General features: G+C 60.2%; 18 protein-coding genes. 8 read left to right on the forward strand and 10 right to left on the reverse strand.

Going from position 1 to position 16909, the window contains the following annotated elements; translation table 11 throughout:
• Positions 1 to 64: 64 nt before the first annotated feature.
• From AB4O01_RS20670 to AB4O01_RS20685, 4 genes are read left to right on the forward strand one after another with little or no spacing between them, the layout of a single operon-like run.
• Positions 65 to 547 carry a Fur family transcriptional regulator gene (locus tag AB4O01_RS20670; RefSeq protein WP_007911760.1) on the forward strand — a complete coding sequence of 161 codons (483 nt, stop codon included), beginning with the start codon at positions 65 to 67 and terminating at the stop codon, positions 545 to 547.
• Positions 547 to 1332, forward strand: coding sequence for a zinc ABC transporter ATP-binding protein ZnuC (gene znuC / locus AB4O01_RS20675; protein WP_007911759.1), 786 nt, complete (start codon positions 547 to 549; stop codon positions 1330 to 1332). Before AB4O01_RS20670 ends, znuC begins: the two co-directional genes overlap by 1 nt.
• A complete protein-coding gene (znuB, locus tag AB4O01_RS20680) occupies positions 1325 to 2113 on the forward strand; it encodes a zinc ABC transporter permease subunit ZnuB (RefSeq protein ID WP_093429502.1) in 789 nt (262 codons plus the stop codon). Before znuC ends, znuB begins: the two co-directional genes overlap by 8 nt.
• A gap of 37 nt (positions 2114 to 2150) precedes the next feature.
• The gene (locus tag AB4O01_RS20685) at positions 2151 to 2864 is read left to right on the forward strand and encodes a PA5502 family lipoprotein (protein ID WP_320336069.1); all 714 of its coding nucleotides are present in this window, start codon (positions 2151 to 2153) and stop codon (positions 2862 to 2864) included.
• A gap of 105 nt (positions 2865 to 2969) precedes the next feature.
• Here the strand turns inward: AB4O01_RS20685 and katE are convergent, their stop codons facing one another.
• Positions 2970 to 5111 (reverse strand): catalase HPII, encoded by a 2142-nt coding sequence (gene katE, locus AB4O01_RS20690; RefSeq protein WP_460092300.1) that lies wholly within the window; start codon positions 5109 to 5111, stop codon positions 2970 to 2972.
• Positions 5112 to 5371: 260 nt separating this feature from the next.
• On the opposite strand from katE, the gene AB4O01_RS20695 reads away from it, so the two are divergent.
• From AB4O01_RS20695 to AB4O01_RS20705, 3 genes are all read left to right on the forward strand, one after another.
• Positions 5372 to 6379, forward strand: a complete 1008-nt coding sequence (locus AB4O01_RS20695) for a methionine ABC transporter ATP-binding protein (protein WP_093429500.1) — start codon at positions 5372 to 5374, stop codon at positions 6377 to 6379.
• Positions 6379 to 7053, forward strand: coding sequence for a methionine ABC transporter permease (locus AB4O01_RS20700; RefSeq protein ID WP_016986455.1), 675 nt, complete (start codon positions 6379 to 6381; stop codon positions 7051 to 7053). Before AB4O01_RS20695 ends, AB4O01_RS20700 begins: the two co-directional genes overlap by 1 nt.
• A 76-nt stretch (positions 7054 to 7129) precedes the next feature.
• A complete protein-coding gene (locus tag AB4O01_RS20705) occupies positions 7130 to 7900 on the forward strand; it encodes a MetQ/NlpA family ABC transporter substrate-binding protein (RefSeq protein WP_093429499.1) in 771 nt (256 codons plus the stop codon).
• Positions 7901 to 8166: 266 nt separating this feature from the next.
• Here the strand turns inward: AB4O01_RS20705 and AB4O01_RS20710 are convergent, their stop codons facing one another.
• The 5 genes from AB4O01_RS20710 to AB4O01_RS20730 are packed head-to-tail and all read right to left on the reverse strand — an operon-like array spanning position 8167 to position 12075.
• On the reverse strand, positions 8167 to 8802 hold the full coding sequence (locus tag AB4O01_RS20710) for an SCO family protein (RefSeq protein ID WP_008081211.1): 636 nt from the start codon (positions 8800 to 8802) through the stop codon (positions 8167 to 8169).
• Positions 8799 to 9698: a heme o synthase gene (gene cyoE / locus AB4O01_RS20715; RefSeq protein WP_093429498.1), complete on the reverse strand. Its 900-nt coding sequence runs from the start codon at positions 9696 to 9698 to the stop codon at positions 8799 to 8801. The genes AB4O01_RS20710 and cyoE overlap by 4 nt, the downstream gene beginning before the upstream one ends.
• Positions 9686 to 10765, reverse strand: a complete 1080-nt coding sequence (locus AB4O01_RS20720; RefSeq protein ID WP_038365030.1) for a COX15/CtaA family protein — start codon at positions 10763 to 10765, stop codon at positions 9686 to 9688. Before AB4O01_RS20720 ends, cyoE begins: the two co-directional genes overlap by 13 nt.
• A gap of 10 nt (positions 10766 to 10775) precedes the next feature.
• Positions 10776 to 11369: a hypothetical protein gene (locus AB4O01_RS20725; protein ID WP_093429961.1), complete on the reverse strand. Its 594-nt coding sequence runs from the start codon at positions 11367 to 11369 to the stop codon at positions 10776 to 10778.
• The gene (locus AB4O01_RS20730; RefSeq protein ID WP_460089383.1) at positions 11335 to 12075 is read right to left on the reverse strand and encodes an SURF1 family protein; all 741 of its coding nucleotides are present in this window, start codon (positions 12073 to 12075) and stop codon (positions 11335 to 11337) included. Before AB4O01_RS20730 ends, AB4O01_RS20725 begins: the two co-directional genes overlap by 35 nt.
• A 71-nt stretch (positions 12076 to 12146) precedes the next feature.
• On the opposite strand from AB4O01_RS20730, the gene AB4O01_RS20735 reads away from it, so the two are divergent.
• The gene (locus AB4O01_RS20735) at positions 12147 to 12350 is read left to right on the forward strand and encodes a twin transmembrane helix small protein (RefSeq protein ID WP_460089385.1); all 204 of its coding nucleotides are present in this window, start codon (positions 12147 to 12149) and stop codon (positions 12348 to 12350) included.
• 9 nt (positions 12351 to 12359) lie between these two features.
• On the opposite strand, the gene AB4O01_RS20740 is transcribed toward AB4O01_RS20735, so the two are convergent.
• The 4 genes from AB4O01_RS20740 to coxB form a co-directional block, all read right to left on the reverse strand.
• Entirely contained in the window at positions 12360 to 13247 is an 888-nt protein-coding gene (locus AB4O01_RS20740) for a cytochrome c oxidase subunit 3 (RefSeq protein ID WP_093429494.1), read from the reverse strand.
• Between the two features lie 25 nt (positions 13248 to 13272).
• A complete protein-coding gene (locus AB4O01_RS20745; RefSeq protein ID WP_016986464.1) occupies positions 13273 to 13824 on the reverse strand; it encodes a cytochrome c oxidase assembly protein in 552 nt (183 codons plus the stop codon).
• 116 nt (positions 13825 to 13940) lie between these two features.
• Positions 13941 to 15527 (reverse strand): cytochrome c oxidase subunit I, encoded by a 1587-nt coding sequence (gene ctaD, locus AB4O01_RS20750; protein WP_034152254.1) that lies wholly within the window; start codon positions 15525 to 15527, stop codon positions 13941 to 13943.
• A gap of 82 nt (positions 15528 to 15609) precedes the next feature.
• Positions 15610 to 16737, reverse strand: coding sequence for a cytochrome c oxidase subunit II (coxB, locus tag AB4O01_RS20755; protein WP_034152255.1), 1128 nt, complete (start codon positions 16735 to 16737; stop codon positions 15610 to 15612).
• Positions 16738 to 16909: the final 172 nt, after the last annotated feature.

The raw sequence follows: 16909 nt of genomic DNA on the forward strand, positions 1-16909 counted from the left end.
TGACCACTCAAGGAGGCGAGAACGGGTAACATAATAACGTCTCTATCAAAACTCGTCGCCGCCCATGCCTATTACACCGATTGCCAGCCGTCCCCACGACCACTCTCATTGCGTGCACAGCGCTTTGTCCGAGGCCGATACCTTGTGCGCCCAGAAAGGCTTGCGCCTGACCGCGTTGCGCCGCCGGGTGCTGGAATTGGTGTGGCAGAGCCACAAACCGCTGGGCGCCTACGACATTCTTGCCGTGCTGAGCGAGCAGGACGGCCGCCGCGCCGCGCCGCCGACCGTGTACCGCGCGCTGGATTTCCTTCTGGAAAACGGCCTGGTGCACCGCATCTCCTCGCTCAACGCCTTCGTTGGCTGCGTACACCCGGAACACGCGCATCAGGGCCAATTCCTGATCTGCCGCGATTGCCACGCCGCCATCGAACTTGAGCAAAAAGTGATCAGCGACGCGATCATCAACAGCGCCAAAGACGTTGGTTTCATCGTCGAAGCGCAGACCGTCGAAGTCGTCGGCCTGTGTTCCGGTTGCCAGGGGGCTTGATGAGCAATGCGCTGATCCGTCTGGAGCAGGTCGCCGTCACGTTTGCCGGGCAGGCTGTGCTGGACAACATCGAGCTGAGCGTCGAGCCGGGGCAGATCGTCACCCTGATCGGCCCCAATGGCGCCGGCAAGACCACGCTGGTGCGCGCCGTGCTCGGCTTGCTCAAGCCGGACAGCGGCAGTGTCTGGCGCAAGCCGAAGCTGCGCGTCGGTTACATGCCGCAAAAACTCCACGTCGATCCGACCTTGCCGTTGTCGGTGCTGCGCTTTCTGCGCCTGGTTCCGGGCGTTGACCGCCCGCGTGCGCTGGCTGCGCTGAAAGAAGTCGGCGCCGAACACGTCATCGATAGCCCGGTGCAAAGCGTTTCCGGCGGCGAAATGCAGCGCGTGCTGCTCGCTCGCGCGTTGTTGCGCGAGCCGGAATTGCTGGTGCTCGATGAACCGGTGCAAGGTGTCGACGTCGCCGGCCAAGCGGAGTTGTACAGCCTGATCACCCGTCTGCGCGATCGTCATGGTTGCGGCGTGTTGATGGTGTCCCACGATTTGCATCTGGTGATGAGCACCACCGACCAAGTGGTCTGCCTCAACCGTCATGTCTGCTGTTCCGGGCATCCCGAGCAGGTCAGCGGCGATCCTGCGTTCGTCGAGCTGTTCGGCAAGAACGCGCAGAGCCTGGCGGTTTATCACCACCATCACGACCACGCTCACGACCTGCACGGTTCGGTGGTCAAAGGGCCGGTTATTGGCCAACCTCACGTTCACGGAGACAACTGCAAGCATGGCTGATTTTCTGTTGTATGCCCTGCTTGCAGGTCTGGCGCTGGCGATCGTTGCAGGTCCGCTGGGTTCGTTTGTGGTCTGGCGGCGCATGGCGTATTTCGGCGACACCTTGTCCCACGCCGCGTTGCTGGGTGTGGCGCTGGGCTTTCTGCTGGATGTCAGCCCGACCGTTGCGGTGACCGTAGGCTGTCTGTTGCTGGCGGTGCTGCTGGTCACATTGCAACAGCGTCAACCGCTGGCGTCCGACACGTTGTTGGGAATTCTCGCACCGAGCACGCTCTCTCTCGGCCTGGTGGTACTAAGCTTCATGCATGAAGTGCGGATCGACCTGATGGCCTATCTGTTTGGCGACCTGCTGGCGATCAGCCCGACCGATCTGGCGTGGATCCTCGGTGGCAGCGCGGCGGTACTGGCATTGCTGGTGACACTGTGGCGGCCATTGCTGGCGATCACAGTGCACGAAGAGCTGGCCAAGGTTGAAGGTCTGCCGGTGGCGGGCCTGCGCATGGCGCTGATGCTGTTGATCGCGGTGGTGATTGCGGTGGCGATGAAAATCGTCGGAGTGTTGCTGATTACTTCACTGTTGATCATCCCGGCGGCTGCGGCACAGCGTCACGCCCGCTCGCCGGAGCAGATGGCACTGGGCGCAAGCCTGCTGGGCATGCTCGCCGTGTGTGGCGGGCTGGCGCTGTCGTGGTTCAAAGACACCCCGGCGGGGCCGTCTATCGTTGTGACGGCGGCCGCACTGTTTCTGTTGAGTTTTGTTCTGCCCCGTCGTGGGGTGTAGACTTGGCCGCTTTTTGCGCAAATAGAGAGTCGCAGGAATGAAGCCGTTCGCCTCCCGTTATCTGCTCCTTGTCGCATTTTCAGTGCTACTGGGCGCCTGCCAAAGCACGCCGCCGGTGGCCGAAGTCCCCGATGCGCGAGCTGCGGCGATCGCACAGCTGGAGCAAAGCCTGGCCAGCAGCGAGCTGGCCACTGCCGAAGATCAGTTGGCCGCTTTGCAGAAAGAAACCCCCAACGATCAATCCCTTGAGCAATACCAGCGGCAATTGGCCGAAGCGTATCTGCGTCGCAGCCAGATAGTGCTGCAGAAGGGCGATGTGAATGCTGCCGCTACGGCGTTAAGTCGTGCCCGCGCTTTGATGCCGAAAGCGCCGGCGCTGACCGGTGGCGTCAACGGTGCCATTACTGAAGCGCGTAAGGCTGAGCTGGAAAAGGCTGAGGCTGCATTGCTGGCCGCCGAGGCCAAGCCGAAAGCCAAAGTGATTGATCCGACTGCCGAGAGCACCACGGTTGCGCTGAACATCACCGATAGCCGCAAACTTCGTCGGCAACTCGACGCGATCGCCGCTGATGTAGTGAATTACGAGTGTGGGGTGACCATTCAGGCGCCGCGTACCGATGACTATCCGTGGCTGGCGACTCTGCTGACCAAGCGGGTGAAGAAGTTGAAGCCGGATTTTGATCTGAAGATTGAGAAGCAGACCGTGCGTACCGTGCCTGCACAAATGGTCTTGAGTCCGCGTAAACCCTAAAAAGCTTCGCGAGCAGGCTCGCTCCCACACTGGGTTTGTGAACGACACAAAACCAGGGTGGGAGCGAGCTTGCTCGCGAAAGCGTCCTTTCAGCCAACGAAGATCTTAAGCCGGAATGGCCTTCGCCTTAGGCTCCCGATCCCAAACCCGATGCTTCCCGATCGCTGCAAAGAACGGCTTGGTCAACGCCGGCACATCCTTGCCCTGCAGCAATCCAGCATCAGCCTCCAGCTTCAGCAAATCCTGCAACTGCTTGGCCTCGCCGTGTAGAGCAATCGCCTTCAGATGCTTGTACGCCTCCAGCAGGTAATGCAACGCCACGCCATCGCCGCTCAACGCCTTCACCGACGCCGCGCCACCCGGTACGAACACCGCATCGAAGATCACCGACGGCATGCCTTCCATCGACGCATCCACCGCCAGGGTTTTGCCGTCAGCGGTCTTCACCGGTGCTGAAGTTGGGCCGAGCAACTTGGCGTGCGCACCCTCAGCGGCCAATGCCTTCTTCATTGCATCAATCGCCGCACCATCGACGCCGTTAGCCGCAAGAATTGCAACTTTTCGCGTCTTGATGTTTTCTGGCAGCAAATTAGCCTGACTCAATGACGGCGAGTGATCGAAAGACACCTTGCGCGCATCCACTGTGCCTTTGGCAGGCGCCGGCAAGCCCAGATTAGCCGCCACACGCTTGGCCAGTTCCAGATCGATGTTGGCCAGAATCTCGTTCACCTCCCGCGCACGGATAAATTCACGCTCAACCTTGCCCAGCTCGAAGCTGTAAGCGGCAATGATGTGCTCCTTCTCGTGATCGCTCATGCTGTTGAAAAATAGCGTCGCTTGGGAGAAGTGATCGCTGAACGACTCGCTGCGCTGGCGGATCTTGTTCGCATCAATGCGTTCTGGATAGCTCTCGAAGCCACCGTCCTGTGCGGCCGGCGGGGTTTCTTTCGGCCAGCCACCATCAATCGAGTTCGGTTCATAAGAGGCGCGACCCTTGTCGATCACCGTGCGGTGCTGCGCATCACGCTGGCCATTGTGGAACGGTGCCACCGGCCGGTTGATCGGCAACTCGTGAAAATTCGGCCCACCGAGTCGGCTGATTTGCGTGTCGGTGTAGGAAAACAGCCGACCTTGCAGCAGCGGGTCATTGGAGAAGTCGATACCGGGCACGATGTGGCCAGGGCAGAACGCGACCTGCTCGGTCTCGGCAAAGAAGTTGTCGGGGTTGCGGTTCAGGGTCATTTTGCCGAGCGGCGTGATCGGCACGATTTCTTCGGGGATCAGCTTGGTCGGGTCGAGGATGTCGAAATCGAAGTCGTGCTCGTTTTCCTCCTCGATGATCTGTACGCCGAGTTCCCATTCCGGGTAATCGCCCATCTCGATCGCTTCCCACAGATCGCGACGGTGGTAGTCAGTGTCCTTACCGGCAAGCTTCTGCGCCTCGTCCCACACCAGCGAACAAGTGCCGGCGGTAGGGCGCCAGTGGAATTTGACGAAGCGCGATTTGCCCTCGGCATTGATCAGGCGGAACGTGTGCACGCCGAAGCCCTGCATGCTGCGCAGGCTTTTCGGGATCGCCCGGTCAGACATCGCCCAGATGACCATGTGCGCCGATTCCGGGACCAGCGAAACGAAGTCCCAGAAGGTGTCGTGAGCCGAGCCGCCGGTAGGGATTTCGTTGTGCGGCTCGGGTTTCACCGCGTGGACGAAGTCGGGAAACTTGATCGCGTCCTGAATGAAAAACACCGGCATGTTGTTGCCGACCAGGTCGAAGTTGCCTTCATCGGTAAAGAACTTCACCGCGAAACCGCGTACGTCACGCACGGTGTCGCCGGAACCGCGTGGGCCCTGAACCGTGGAAAAGCGCACGAACACCGGGGTCTTTTTCCCCGGATCCTGTAGGAACCCGGCCTTGGTCAGCGTCGAATGGTTCTCGTAGGCCTGAAAGAAACCATGCGCCCCGGTGCCGCGTGCGTGGACGATGCGTTCCGGGATCCGCTCATGGTCAAAATGCGTGATCTTTTCCCGCATGATGAAGTCTTCAAGCAGCGACGGCCCACGCGGGCCGGCCTTGAGGGTGTTCTGGTTGTCGGCAATCTTCACACCCTGGTTGGTGCGCAGCGCCTGGCCAGTGGCGTCGGAGCGGAATTTCTCCAGGCTGTCGAGTTTGGCGTTGGTGTTGGCGCGATCCGGGGCATCGGTTCCGGCCATCTGGCTTTTATCGGTCGTAGGCTTCTTGCTCATCAGTCGTAAACTCCTCGGTTGACCCCGATGCTGGCCGGGGACTCTTGAGTGGTTCCCGGGCACGGCACCCAGGGTTTTCAAGTCGCTTACTTAGTGACTGATGAGGCGTTGGGGGCGTTCCTTTTTTATGACCTTTGATCTTGTTATTGCCAAATCGAAGGTTAATTGCGAAATAAATGCTAAGAACCTCTATACGGACAGGCTAAAATGCGCGCCCGGCTAACCGCTGATCCTTTTCTAACGCGCCCCACAAGGTTCGCTACGTGATCGAGTTTCAAAACGTCCACAAGACTTACCGCGTCGCCGGTAAGGACATTCCCGCGCTGCATCCGACCAGTCTCTCCATCGAGAACGGGCAGGTGTTCGGCCTGATCGGCCATTCCGGCGCGGGCAAAAGTACCCTGCTGCGCCTGATCAATCGCCTGGAAGACTCCAGTGGCGGCAAGATCATCGTCGACGGCGAAGAAGTCACCGCACTGGACGCAAACGGCCTGCGCCATTTCCGTCAGCAAGTCGGGATGATCTTTCAGCACTTCAACCTGCTTGCCTCCAAGACCGTGGCCGACAACGTTGCGTTGCCGCTGACCCTGGCCGGCGAACTGTCGGGCGGCGAGATTGACAAGCGTGTTGCCGAATTGCTGGCTCGGGTCGGTCTGTCCGACCACGCCAAGAAGTACCCGGCGCAATTGTCCGGTGGCCAGAAGCAGCGCGTCGGCATCGCCCGCGCCCTGGCAACCAAGCCGAAGATTCTGCTGTGCGACGAGGCCACCAGTGCCCTCGACCCGCAGACCACCGCTTCGGTCCTGCAATTGCTGGCCGAGATCAACCGCGAACTGAAACTGACCATCGTCCTGATCACCCACGAGATGGATGTGATCCGTCGCGTTTGCGATCAAGTGGCCGTAATGGACGCTGGTGTGATCGTCGAGCAAGGTTCGGTCGCCGATGTGTTCCTGCATCCAAAACACCCGACCACCAAGCGTTTTGTGCAGGAAAGCGAGCAGATCGACGAAAGCGAACAGCGTGATGACTTCGCTCACGTGCCGGGCCGCATTGTGCGTCTGACCTTCCAGGGCGAAGCGACCTACGCGCCGCTGCTCGGTACCGTCGCCCGGGAAACCGGCGTCGACTACAGCATCCTCGCCGGTCGCATCGACCGCATCAAAGACATTCCGTACGGGCAATTGACCCTCGCCGTCACCGGTGGCGACATGGAAGCGGCGTTTGCCCGCTTCACCGCCGCTGACGTTCACATGGAGGTATTGCGCTAATGGAAGACCTGATCAGTTTCTTCACCAATATCGACTGGTACGAAATCTGGCTGGCCACCGGCGACACGATGCTGATGCTCGGTGGTTCGCTGCTGTTCACCGTATTACTCGGCCTACCGCTGGGCGTGTTGCTGTTTCTGTGCAGCCCGCGTCAATTGCTGGAAAACCGTGGCCTCTACGCATTCATGTCGCTGGCGGTGAACATCCTGCGTTCGCTGCCGTTCATCATTCTGTTGATCGTGATGATCCCGTTCACCGTGCTGATCACCGGCACGTCGCTGGGCGTGGCCGGTGCGATTCCGCCATTGGTAGTCGGTGCGACACCGTTCTTCGCGCGTCTGGTGGAAACCGCGCTGCGTGAAGTCGATCGCGGCATCATCGAAGCGACCCAGTCGATGGGCGCGACCACGCGGCAGATCATCATGAACGCTTTGCTGCCGGAAGCCCGCCCGGGCATCTTCGCGGCGATTACGGTGACGGCGATTACACTGGTGTCCTACACGGCGATGGCCGGTGTGGTCGGCGCCGGTGGTCTGGGTGACCTGGCGATCCGTTTCGGTTACCAGCGTTTCCAGACTGACGTGATGATCGTCACCGTGGTGTTGCTGTTGATTCTGGTGCAAGTGCTGCAGATGGTCGGTGATCGACTGGTTGTGCATTTCTCGCGCAAATAACCGGTTTTGTAATCAAGAGATGAGCCGGCCATTCGCTGGCAGGCGCCAGACGGGCGCCTCATAAGGAGTTAGCTGAATGAAAAAACTGATCGCTGCTTTCGCTGCCGTTGCAGCATTCTCGGCCCACGCCGAAACCCTGACCGTTGCCGCCACCCCGGTGCCGCACGCGGAAATCCTTGAGTTCGTGAAGCCGGCGTTGGCCAAAGAAGGCGTGGAGCTGAAGGTCAAGGTCTTCACCGACTACATTCAGCCGAACGTACAGGTCGCGGAAAAGCGTCTGGACGCCAACTTCTTCCAGCACCAGCCGTACCTCGATGAGTTCAACAAGGCCAAGGGCACTAGTCTGGTTGCCGTGACCGGTGTGCACCTGGAGCCGCTGGGCGCCTACTCGAGCAAGCTCAAGGATCTGAAGGATCTGCCAAGCGGTGCCAACGTGGTGATTCCGAACGACGCCACCAACGGCGGCCGTGCCCTGTTGCTGCTGGCCAAGGCTGGCGTGATCACGTTGAAAGATCCGACCAACATCCTGTCGACCGTCAAAGACATCGCGACAAACCCGAAAGACCTGAAAATCCGTGAACTGGAAGCCGCGACCATCCCGCGTGTGCTCACCCAGGTCGATCTGGCGCTGATCAACACCAACTACGCGCTGGAAGCCAAGCTCGATCCGTCCAAGGATGCGCTGGTAATCGAAGGCAACGACTCGCCGTACGTGAACATCCTCGTGTCCCGCGCGGACAACAAAGACAGCGACGCGATGCAGAAACTCGCTGCTGCGCTGCACAGCCCGGAAGTGAAGAAATTCATTACCGAGAAGTACAAAGGCGCAGTATTGCCGGCGTTCTGATTGGGTTGTTGCAACGAAAAAGGGGACGCCATGTGCGTCCCCTTTTTTGTCTCTGGTGTTTGGCTTTGGACCTGCTGTGACGCAGCCCCTCACCCCAGCCCTCTCCCGAGGGAGAGGGGGCCGATCTTTAAGCTTTTCGAGCCTGAGTTCGACTCATAATTGCAGGTCGGCGCAACTCGAACAAACACCTCGGTCAGTTCCCTCTCCCTCTGGGCGGTCCGACGTTTCGTGAGGGCTAGGGTGAGGGGCTTTTCGCTCTTCAGCTTTTATTTGCGGTTAAGCATGACCGGCAGTTGCGCAACCAGTTTGGCATTGTTCAGCGGCGCTCGGATAAACCCCCGCTGCGTCCCGTCCGGCCCGATCACCGCAAGATTGCCGCTATGGTCAACGGTGTAATTCGGCTTGCTCGTATCCGCCGGAATAAAAGGAATACTCACCGCGTTCGCCACCTTCTGCAGCTCTTCAATCGAAGTCGGTGTCAGGCCAATGAACTGCGGATCAAAATAGCCCAGGTACTGCTTTAACTGCTTCGGGTTATCGCGGTTCGGGTCAACGCTGACCAGCACGATCTGCAACTTGTCCACAGCGTCTTTCGGCAGTTCACTCTTAATCTGCCGCAGCTGCGCCAACGTAGTCGGGCAGATGTCCGGGCAGAAGGTGTAGCCGAAGAACAGCAGGCTCCACTTGCCTTTCAACTCGTTGATCGCCACCGGTTTACCGTCCTGATCGGTCATCGTCACATCCGGCAGATTGCGGCTCTGCGGCAGCAGGATAATGCCGGCGTCGATCAGCGCAGTCGGGTCGCCCTGGCCCTTGCCGCTCAGCACTTTGTTGACGGTAAGTCCCAGGATCAGCGCGATCACGGCGACGAGGATGAAGACGGTTTTCTGGGTTCGAGTCATAGGTTCAACAGTAAGTAGTGGTCTACGAGCAGGGCGATGAACAACAGGAACAAGTACCAAATAGAGTACTTGAAGGTGTTGATCGCCGCGTGCGGCCGAGTGCCACGGTACAGCACCACGGCCCATTGCAGAAACCTCGCGCCCAAGCAGAGCGCGCAAATCAGGTAGAGCATGCCGCTCATGTGAATCACGTACGGCAGCAGACTCACCGCCAGCAGCGCGAAGGTGTAGAGCAGAATGTGCACCTTGGTGTAGTGCTCGCCGTGGGTGACTGGCAGCATCGGGATGTCGGCCTTGGCGTATTCCTCCTTGCGATGAATCGCCAGCGCCCAGAAGTGCGGTGGGGTCCAGGCGAAGATGATCAGCACCAGCAACAACGGTTCGGCGCTGACGTGGCCGGTGGCTGCGGTCCAGCCCAGTAATGGCGGGGCAGCACCGGCGAGGCCACCGATGACGATGTTCTGCGGCGTCGCGCGTTTGAGGAAGCCGGTGTAAATCACTGCATAACCAAGAAGCGAAGCCAAGGTCAGCCAAGCGGTCAGCGGATTGGTGAAAGTCAGCAACAACGCCTGACCGAGCAACGCCAGCACCAAGGCAAACGTCAGTGCCGCCGCCGGTGAAACCCGGCCCTCGGCTAGCGGCCGTTTATGCGTACGCGCCATCACCGCATCGATGCGCCGATCCACCACATGGTTGACCGCCGCCGCACCACCGGCACACAGGGCAATCCCCAGATTGCCGAACACCAGCACCGTCCACGGCACCCCGGCACGGGTCGCGAGGAACATGCCAACCAGCGAGGTGATCAGCATCAGCACCACGACTTTCGGTTTGGTCAGCTCCAGATAATCACGCCAGATCGCCTGATGCGGGCGCTCGCCAATCAGAATCGCCACGGCGTTTCTCCTTTTATGGTGATGGGCGCGGCCGTGTGTTTGCGCGGGCTCAGGCGCCAGCGCGCGAGCACCGGTTGTTTGACCCGGACCAGGCTGGTGCGCGCGTGGTAATTGACCAGCACCATGGTCAGCAACAGCGCCGCGCCGCCAGCGTTATGCGCGACAGCCACCGGCAGCGGAAGATGGAACAGCACGTTGCTGATGCCGAGGGTGATCTGCGCTGCGAGGGCAATAAGCACCAGCCCGGCCAGCCGCGTCATGCCAACCACTTTCAATTGCCAGGCGAGGCCGAGCAGCACCAGCGTCACCAGCAGCGCGCCGATACGATGAGTCAGGTGAATCGCCGTGCGTGCATCGCTGTCGAGTTGTCCGCCGAGATAATTCGGGCCGATGTGTTGAGTCAGGTGAAAACCGTTGGCGAAATCCGCTGGCGGCAGCCATTGCCCGTGGCAGGTTGGGAAATCGATGCAGGCCACCGCCGCGTAGTTGGAACTGACCCAGCCACCCAGCGCGATCTGGCCAATCACCAACAACAATCCCGCTGTCGCCCAATACTGCAAACGCTTGGGCACGGTCAGTGCCGGCAGCACGCCGGACAGTCGTAAGGTCAGCAAAAACAGCAAACTCAACGTCGCAAAACCGCCGAGCAAATGCCCGGTGACCACTTGCGGCCAGAGTTTGAGCGTCACCGTCCACATGCCGAACGCCGCTTGCGCGAACACCACCGCGAGCAGAAACAGCGGCAGCTTCAACGGCTGCCCCGGATGACGTCGATTGACCCACGCGCGCCCGGCCAGAATCGAAATGAGCAGGCCGAGGGTGCCGGCGAAGTAGCGGTGGATCATCTCGTTCCAGCCCTTGTGCGCCTCCACCGGTGAGTCGGGGTAATGCAGTTCGGCATGGGCCAGTTGCGCTTCGCTTTTCGGCACGCTGATAAACCCGTAGCAACCCGGCCAGTCCGGACAGCCAAGGCCGGCGTGGGTCAGGCGCGTATAGGCGCCGAGCAGCACCACAATCAGCGCCAGCAGGGTGGCAAACAGCGCGAGGCGAAATCCAGGTTTGGCCATGACGATGCCCTTATCCGATGTTCGACAGTTTCAGCAGGTGACGCAGGTCGTTGAGCAGATCCTTGCCTTTCACATTCGGCTCGTAACGCAGTACGAGATTGCCGTGGGGGTCGATGATCCACAGCTGCGGCGTGGCTTTGTCGCCCGTGGTTTTACTGAACGATGTAGCGTCCAGCGGATAGCGTTGCAGCTGTGGATATTCGCGGTTGAGCTTGGCCTCGTAATCGGCGCTCACCGGTTGCGCCATGGCGAGAGCGTGGCTGGCGCGGCCGGCATCGCGACCGAGGCCGATCTGGATCTGCCGCGCCAGATACACCAGTTGCTGGCAATCCACCGCGCAATCCTTCGGCGCGGTGACCAGCATCTGCCAGCGCTCCTCGTCGGCCTGCACGCCGAGGTCGGCGCGGGTCTGGCCGTTGCCGATCAGTTCGCCGTGATAGCTGCGACCCTCCGGCACCCAGAACTGCAATTTGTACATGCCGGTGGCGAGCACCATCGGGCCGATCACGCCGAGCAATATCAGCAGCAACTGAATGCGCCCGCGACGACGGGTGGCGGCAGGTTTCGCCTCAGACATGCTGGGTGGATTCATGGCCGTTCCCATGGTGTTTCTCCTTTGCGTTGTGCAAGCCCAAATAGACGTAGAGGCCGAGCAGGGCGGTGGCCATGGCGAACCACTGCACGGCGTAACCGAGGTGTTTTTCCGGGCCCATGGCGACCACCGGCCAATCGGCCTCGTAGCTGGCCGGGCCGGGTTCGGCGCGTAACTCGTAGGTAAAGCCGTCGCGCTCAAGGGTTTTCCACAGCTTGGCGGGTTCGACGGCAGTGATGGTTTGCGGCCAGGTGTTGCTGACCGGATCGGCATGAAGTTGAAAAGTGGCGCCGGGGGCGACGTAGACCCAGGCATCGACATTCAAGGCTTCGGAAGGCGTGGTGAATTGCGGCGGCACGCGGCGGTCCGGCCACGGCAGCCAGCCGCGATTAACCAGCAGCCACAGGCCTGTGCGTTGATCCTGAAACGGTTGCACCAGCTCGACGCCGACCTTGCCGTTACGCTGACGGTTATCCAGCAGCAAGCTGTGCGCGGCATCGAACTGGCCGTGCAGATGCACGCGGCGATAAGCCGGATCAGCGCTATTGAGCAGTTCGCTGCTGGCCATCGGTTCGGCCGCGCGGCGTTCGGCGTAGCTGGTGAGCAGAGCGGTTTTCTCGGCACCCCGGCTCAATTGCCAGAAGCCTAGCGAAACCAGCAACGGCAGCAACAACGCCACCACCACGGTCGGTATCACGCCCGGGCGAAAGCGCTTCATGGCTGCGCCACAAAGTCAGTCGTTGCGATCGCTATACTCAACTGCATCGCCTGTCCCCCGGAGTTCTTCCCATGCTCAAAACAGCCATCGTCCTGATGCTGATTGCCACGGTGATCAGCCTGTTCAGCGGCCTGTTTTTCCTGGTCAAGGACGACAGCAGCTCGAATCGCCTGGTCATCGCCTTGAGTGTTCGGGTGGCATTGGCCGCCACCACCGTCGGCTTGATCGCCTGGGGCTTTTACAGCGGCCAATTGGTGTCGCATGCGCCTTGGTAGTGGTGATCCTCAGAGTACGTAGACGAAGATAAACAGACCGATCCAGACCACGTCGACGAAGTGCCAATACCAGCTCGCCGCTTCGAAGCCGAACTGGTGCTCGTTGTCGAAGTGGCCCTTCATGATGCGCATCAGCATCACAAACAGAATGATCGTGCCGATGGTCACGTGGGCGCCGTGGAAACCGGTGAGCATGAAGAACGTCGCGCCATAAATACCGGAACCGAGGGTCAGGCCCAGTTCGTGGTAGGCGTGCATGTATTCCTCAGCCTGGAAGCCGAGAAACGCGCAGCCCAGCAGCACGGTGATCGCCAGCCAGATTTTCAGTGCGCCGCGATGGCCCTTTTTCAGCGCATGGTGGGCGATGGTGATGGTCACGCTGGAGCTGACCAGCAGAATTGTGTTGATCAGCGGCAGGCCCCACGGGCTGATGACTTCTTTTGGCGGCGGGAACAGTTTCGGATCCGGCGTGTGCAGCAACGGCCAGGTGAACTGGAAGTTCGGCCAGAGCATGTGCGCGATGCCTTTGGTGCCCTCACCGCCGAGCGCCGGTCCGGAGACGTGCCGCACGTAAAACAGCGCACCGAAGAAGGCGACGAAGAACATCACTTCGGAGAAGATGAACCAACTCATGCCCCAGCGGAACGAGCGATCGAGCTGCGGGCTATAAAGCCCCGCGCGGCTTTCCTTGATCACCGCCCCGAACCAGCCGAACAGCATGTACGCCAGCAACAGGCCACCGACGAAAAAGATGTACGGGCCGTGGGATTCCGGGCGCGCTGCCTTCAGATCGTTGAACCAGGTGGCGAGGCCGTACACGGTGATGGCCATGCCGAATGTCGCGATGATCGGCCATTTGCTTTGCGGCGGAACGTAATAATGCTCATGAGTTGCCATTTATTGTTCTCCTTATCGGGCACGCTCAACCGCCAGTGTTTACAGCCACCGGCGGATGTCGGGCGGTGATATCGAACAGCGTGTAGGACAGCGTCAGGTGCTTCACATCCTTGGGCATGTCGCGGTCAACAATGAAGCGCACCGGCATCTCGATCTGTTGACCGGGCTGCAGCACCTGCTGGGTAAAGCAAAAGCATTCGGTCTTGTGGAAGTATGCCGCGGCGTTGCTCGGCGCGATGCTCGGCACGGCTTGCGCACTCATCGGTTTGTCGGTGGGGTTGCGCGCGATGAAGATCATCTCGTTGACCGCGCCGGGGTTGGCGGTGAGTTCGTCATGCTTGGGGTAAAAGTCCCACGGCATGTCGACGTTGTTGGTCGACAGAAACTGCACACGCACCTGGCGCGAAGTGTCGACCACCTGCTCACCCTCGTACTGCCCGGCGGTCTTGCCGTTGATGCCGAAGGCTTTGCACATCACGTCGTAGATCGGCACCAAGGCAAAACCGAAGACAAACATCGCCACCACCACGCCGAGCAGGCGGGTGACGAGTTTTTTCATCGAGATCGAATCAGCCATGGTTCATGCCTCCCCACCAAACCCTGTAGGAGTGAGCCTGCTCGCGATGGGTGCACCGCGGTGTGCCCGACACACCGCCATCGCGAGCAGGCTCACTCCTACAAAAGCCAAGCGTTTCATTTCACTTCCGGCGGTGTGGTGAAGGTGTGATACGGCGCCGGTGACGGCACGCTCCACTCCAGACCTTCCGCACCATCCCACGGTTTGGCCGGTGCTGGCGGGCCGCCGCGAATGGTCTTGATGACGATGAACAGGAAGAAAATCTGCGTCGCACCGAACATGAACGCGCCAATCGACGAGACCATGTTGAAGTCGGCGAATTGCAGGTTGTAGTCCGGAATCCGCCGCGGCATTCCCGCAAGACCGACGAAGTGCATCGGGAAAAAGGTCAGGTTCATGCCGACGAACGACAGCCAGAAATGCAGCTTGCCGAGGGTTTCGTCGTACATGTGGCCGGTCCATTTCGGCAGCCAGTAATAGGTCGACGCGAAGATCCCGAAGATCGCCCCCGGCACCAGCACGTAGTGGAAGTGCGCGACCACAAAGTAGGTGTCCTGGTACTGGAAGTCCGCCGGGGCGATGGCCAGCATCAGTCCGGAGAAACCGCCGATGGAGAACAGGATCACGAACGCCACGGCAAACAGCATCGGCGTTTCGAAGGTCAGCGAGCCTTGCCACATGGTGCTGGCCCAGTTGAACACCTTCACCCCGGTCGGCACCGCGATCAACAGCGTGGCGTACATGAAGAACAGCTCGCCCACCAGCGGAATGCCGACCACGAACATGTGGTGCGCCCAGACAATGAACGACAGGAAGGCGATGCTCGCCGTCGCGTAGACCATCGAGGTGTAGCCGAACAGCGGCTTGCGCGAGAAGGTCGGGATGATCGAGCTGACGGCGCCGAAGGCCGGCAGGATCATGATGTACACCTCGGGATGGCCGAAGAACCAGAACACATGCTGGAACAGCACCGGGTCACCGCCACCGGCAGCGCTGAAGAAGCTGGTGCCGAAGTGGATGTCCATCAGCATCATCGTCACGCACCCGGCCAGCACCGGCATCACCGCGATCAGCAGGAACGCGGTGATCAGCCAGGTCCAGACGAACAGCGGCATTTTCATCAGCGTCATGCCGGGTGCGCGCAGATTGAGGATGGTGGCGATCACGTTGATCGCGCCCATGATCGAACTGATGCCCATCAAGTGGATGGCGAAGATGAAGAAGGTCACGCTTTCCGGTGCATACGTCGTCGACAGCGGCGCATAGAACGTCCAGCCGAAGTTCGGCCCGCCGCCGGGGGTGAATAGCGTCGACACCAAGATCAGGAACGCCGCCGGCAACAGCCAGAAGCTGAAGTTGTTCATCCGGGGCAAGGCCATGTCCGGCGCGCCGATCATCAACGGGATCATCCAGTTGGCGAGGCCGACAAACGCCGGCATCACCGCACCGAAGACCATCACCAGACCGTGCATGGTGGTCATCTGGTTGAAGAACGCCGGCTCGACGATCTGCAAGCCGGGCTGGAACAGTTCGGCGCGAATCACCATCGCGAACGTGCCGCCGAGCAGAAACATGGAGAACGCAAACCACAGGTACAGCGTGCCGATGTCCTTGTGGTTGGTGGTCAGCACCCAGCGCATCAGGCCTTTGGCGGGGCCGTGGGCGTGGTCGGCATGACCGTGGTCATCGATGACAGCGCTCATGGCCGGTCTCCTTTACGTGAGTGGATGAGGCAGGCCGGGGCGCTCTGCCCCGACCGGTTCACGAGGTACGCGATAGACCGGCTCATTTGCTTTCCGCCTGTTTCAGCTCCAGCACTTCTTTTGGCGTGACCATGTCGCCCTTGTTGTTGCCCCAGGCGTTACGTTCGTAGGTCACGACCGCTGCGATATCGACTTCCGACAACTGCTTGCCGAACGCCGCCATGGCGGTGCCGGGCTTGCCGTGGAAGACAATGCTCAAGTGGCCTTCTTTCGGTCCGGTGGCGATTTTCGAGCCTTTGAGCGCCGGGAACATCGGCGGCAGGCCCTGACCTTCGGCCTGGTGACAGGCGACGCAGGTGGTGTGATAGATCTTGTCGCCGCGTTCCTTGAGTTCGTCGAGGGTCCATTCCTTGCTGGTCAGCTCTTTGAGCTGCGCAGCCTCGGCTTTGCGGTCGGCGAGCCATTTGTCGTAGTCGGCCTTCTCTTTGACCTCGACCACGATCGGCATGAAGCCGTGATCCTTGCCGCACAATTCGGCGCACTGGCCACGGTAGATGCCGGGCTTGTCGATGCGCGTCCACGCCTCGTTGACGAATCCCGGGATCGCATCGCGTTTCACCGCGAAGGCCGGCACCCACCAGGAGTGAATGACGTCGGCGGAAGTCACGAGGAAGCGCACTTTGGCGCCGGTCGGCAGCACCAACGGCTTGTCGACCTCGAGCAAGTAATGCTCGCCCTTGGTTTCCTTGTTGTGGATCTGTTCGGCGGGAGTGGCCAGGTTGCTGAAAAACTCGACGTCCTGGCCCAGGTATTTGTAGTGCCACTTCCACTGATAACCGGTGATCTGGATATCGATATCCGGCTCACTGGTGTCGTACATCTTGATCAGGGTGGCGGTCGCCGGTACGGCCATCGCCACCAGAATCAGGAACGGTACGACGGTCCAGAGAATTTCGACGGTAGTGCTTTCGTGGAATTTTGCGGCGACCTGCCCGGTAGAACGGCGGTGCACCATCATCGACCAGAACATGGCGCCGAAGACGATGATCCCGATCACCACACAGATCCAGAAAATGGTCATGTGCAGGTCGAATACTGCGTGACTGATTTCAGTCGCTCCAGGCGCCATATTTACAGTCCAGGCAGCGTGTGCCGGACTGAAAATCGACCACAACAGGAGGCCCATCCAGACGTGTGGATGTCGCATCATTGCGGGTTCCCCTTATCGTTCTTGTTATCCCGCCGGCTTTCGCCTGCGGCAAGGGAGCGGCTGCATCAGACTACGAACTTGAATCGCCGGGCCTTGCTGCGGGTGCAGTCGGGCGTCATCAGCTAACTCCATTCAATGGCGAGTATAGACAGCGACGGGAAATTGCAATGTG

This window comes from Pseudomonas sp. S2_E02 (genome assembly GCF_054668355.1).

What these genes read in the sequence shown, in the direction of transcription:
- AB4O01_RS20670 (WP_007911760.1), top strand. Translation starts at nt 65, where the DNA reads ATGCCTATTACACCGATTGCCAGCCGTCCCCACGACCACTCTCATTGC.
- znuC (WP_007911759.1), top strand. Translation starts at nt 547, where the DNA reads ATGAGCAATGCGCTGATCCGTCTGGAGCAGGTCGCCGTCACGTTTGCC.
- znuB (WP_093429502.1), top strand. Translation starts at nt 1,325, where the DNA reads ATGGCTGATTTTCTGTTGTATGCCCTGCTTGCAGGTCTGGCGCTGGCG.
- AB4O01_RS20685 (WP_320336069.1), top strand. Translation starts at nt 2,151, where the DNA reads ATGAAGCCGTTCGCCTCCCGTTATCTGCTCCTTGTCGCATTTTCAGTG.
- AB4O01_RS20700 (WP_016986455.1), top strand. Translation starts at nt 6,379, where the DNA reads ATGGAAGACCTGATCAGTTTCTTCACCAATATCGACTGGTACGAAATC.
- AB4O01_RS20705 (WP_093429499.1), top strand. Translation starts at nt 7,130, where the DNA reads ATGAAAAAACTGATCGCTGCTTTCGCTGCCGTTGCAGCATTCTCGGCC.
- AB4O01_RS20710 (WP_008081211.1), bottom strand. Translation starts at nt 8,802, where the DNA reads ATGACTCGAACCCAGAAAACCGTCTTCATCCTCGTCGCCGTGATCGCG.
- AB4O01_RS20720 (WP_038365030.1), bottom strand. Translation starts at nt 10,765, where the DNA reads ATGGCCAAACCTGGATTTCGCCTCGCGCTGTTTGCCACCCTGCTGGCG.
- AB4O01_RS20725 (WP_093429961.1), bottom strand. Translation starts at nt 11,369, where the DNA reads ATGGGAACGGCCATGAATCCACCCAGCATGTCTGAGGCGAAACCTGCC.
- AB4O01_RS20730 (WP_460089383.1), bottom strand. Translation starts at nt 12,075, where the DNA reads ATGAAGCGCTTTCGCCCGGGCGTGATACCGACCGTGGTGGTGGCGTTG.
- AB4O01_RS20735 (WP_460089385.1), top strand. Translation starts at nt 12,147, where the DNA reads ATGCTCAAAACAGCCATCGTCCTGATGCTGATTGCCACGGTGATCAGC.
- AB4O01_RS20740 (WP_093429494.1), bottom strand. Translation starts at nt 13,247, where the DNA reads ATGGCAACTCATGAGCATTATTACGTTCCGCCGCAAAGCAAATGGCCG.
- AB4O01_RS20745 (WP_016986464.1), bottom strand. Translation starts at nt 13,824, where the DNA reads ATGGCTGATTCGATCTCGATGAAAAAACTCGTCACCCGCCTGCTCGGC.
- ctaD (WP_034152254.1), bottom strand. Translation starts at nt 15,527, where the DNA reads ATGAGCGCTGTCATCGATGACCACGGTCATGCCGACCACGCCCACGGC.
- coxB (WP_034152255.1), bottom strand. Translation starts at nt 16,737, where the DNA reads ATGATGCGACATCCACACGTCTGGATGGGCCTCCTGTTGTGGTCGATT.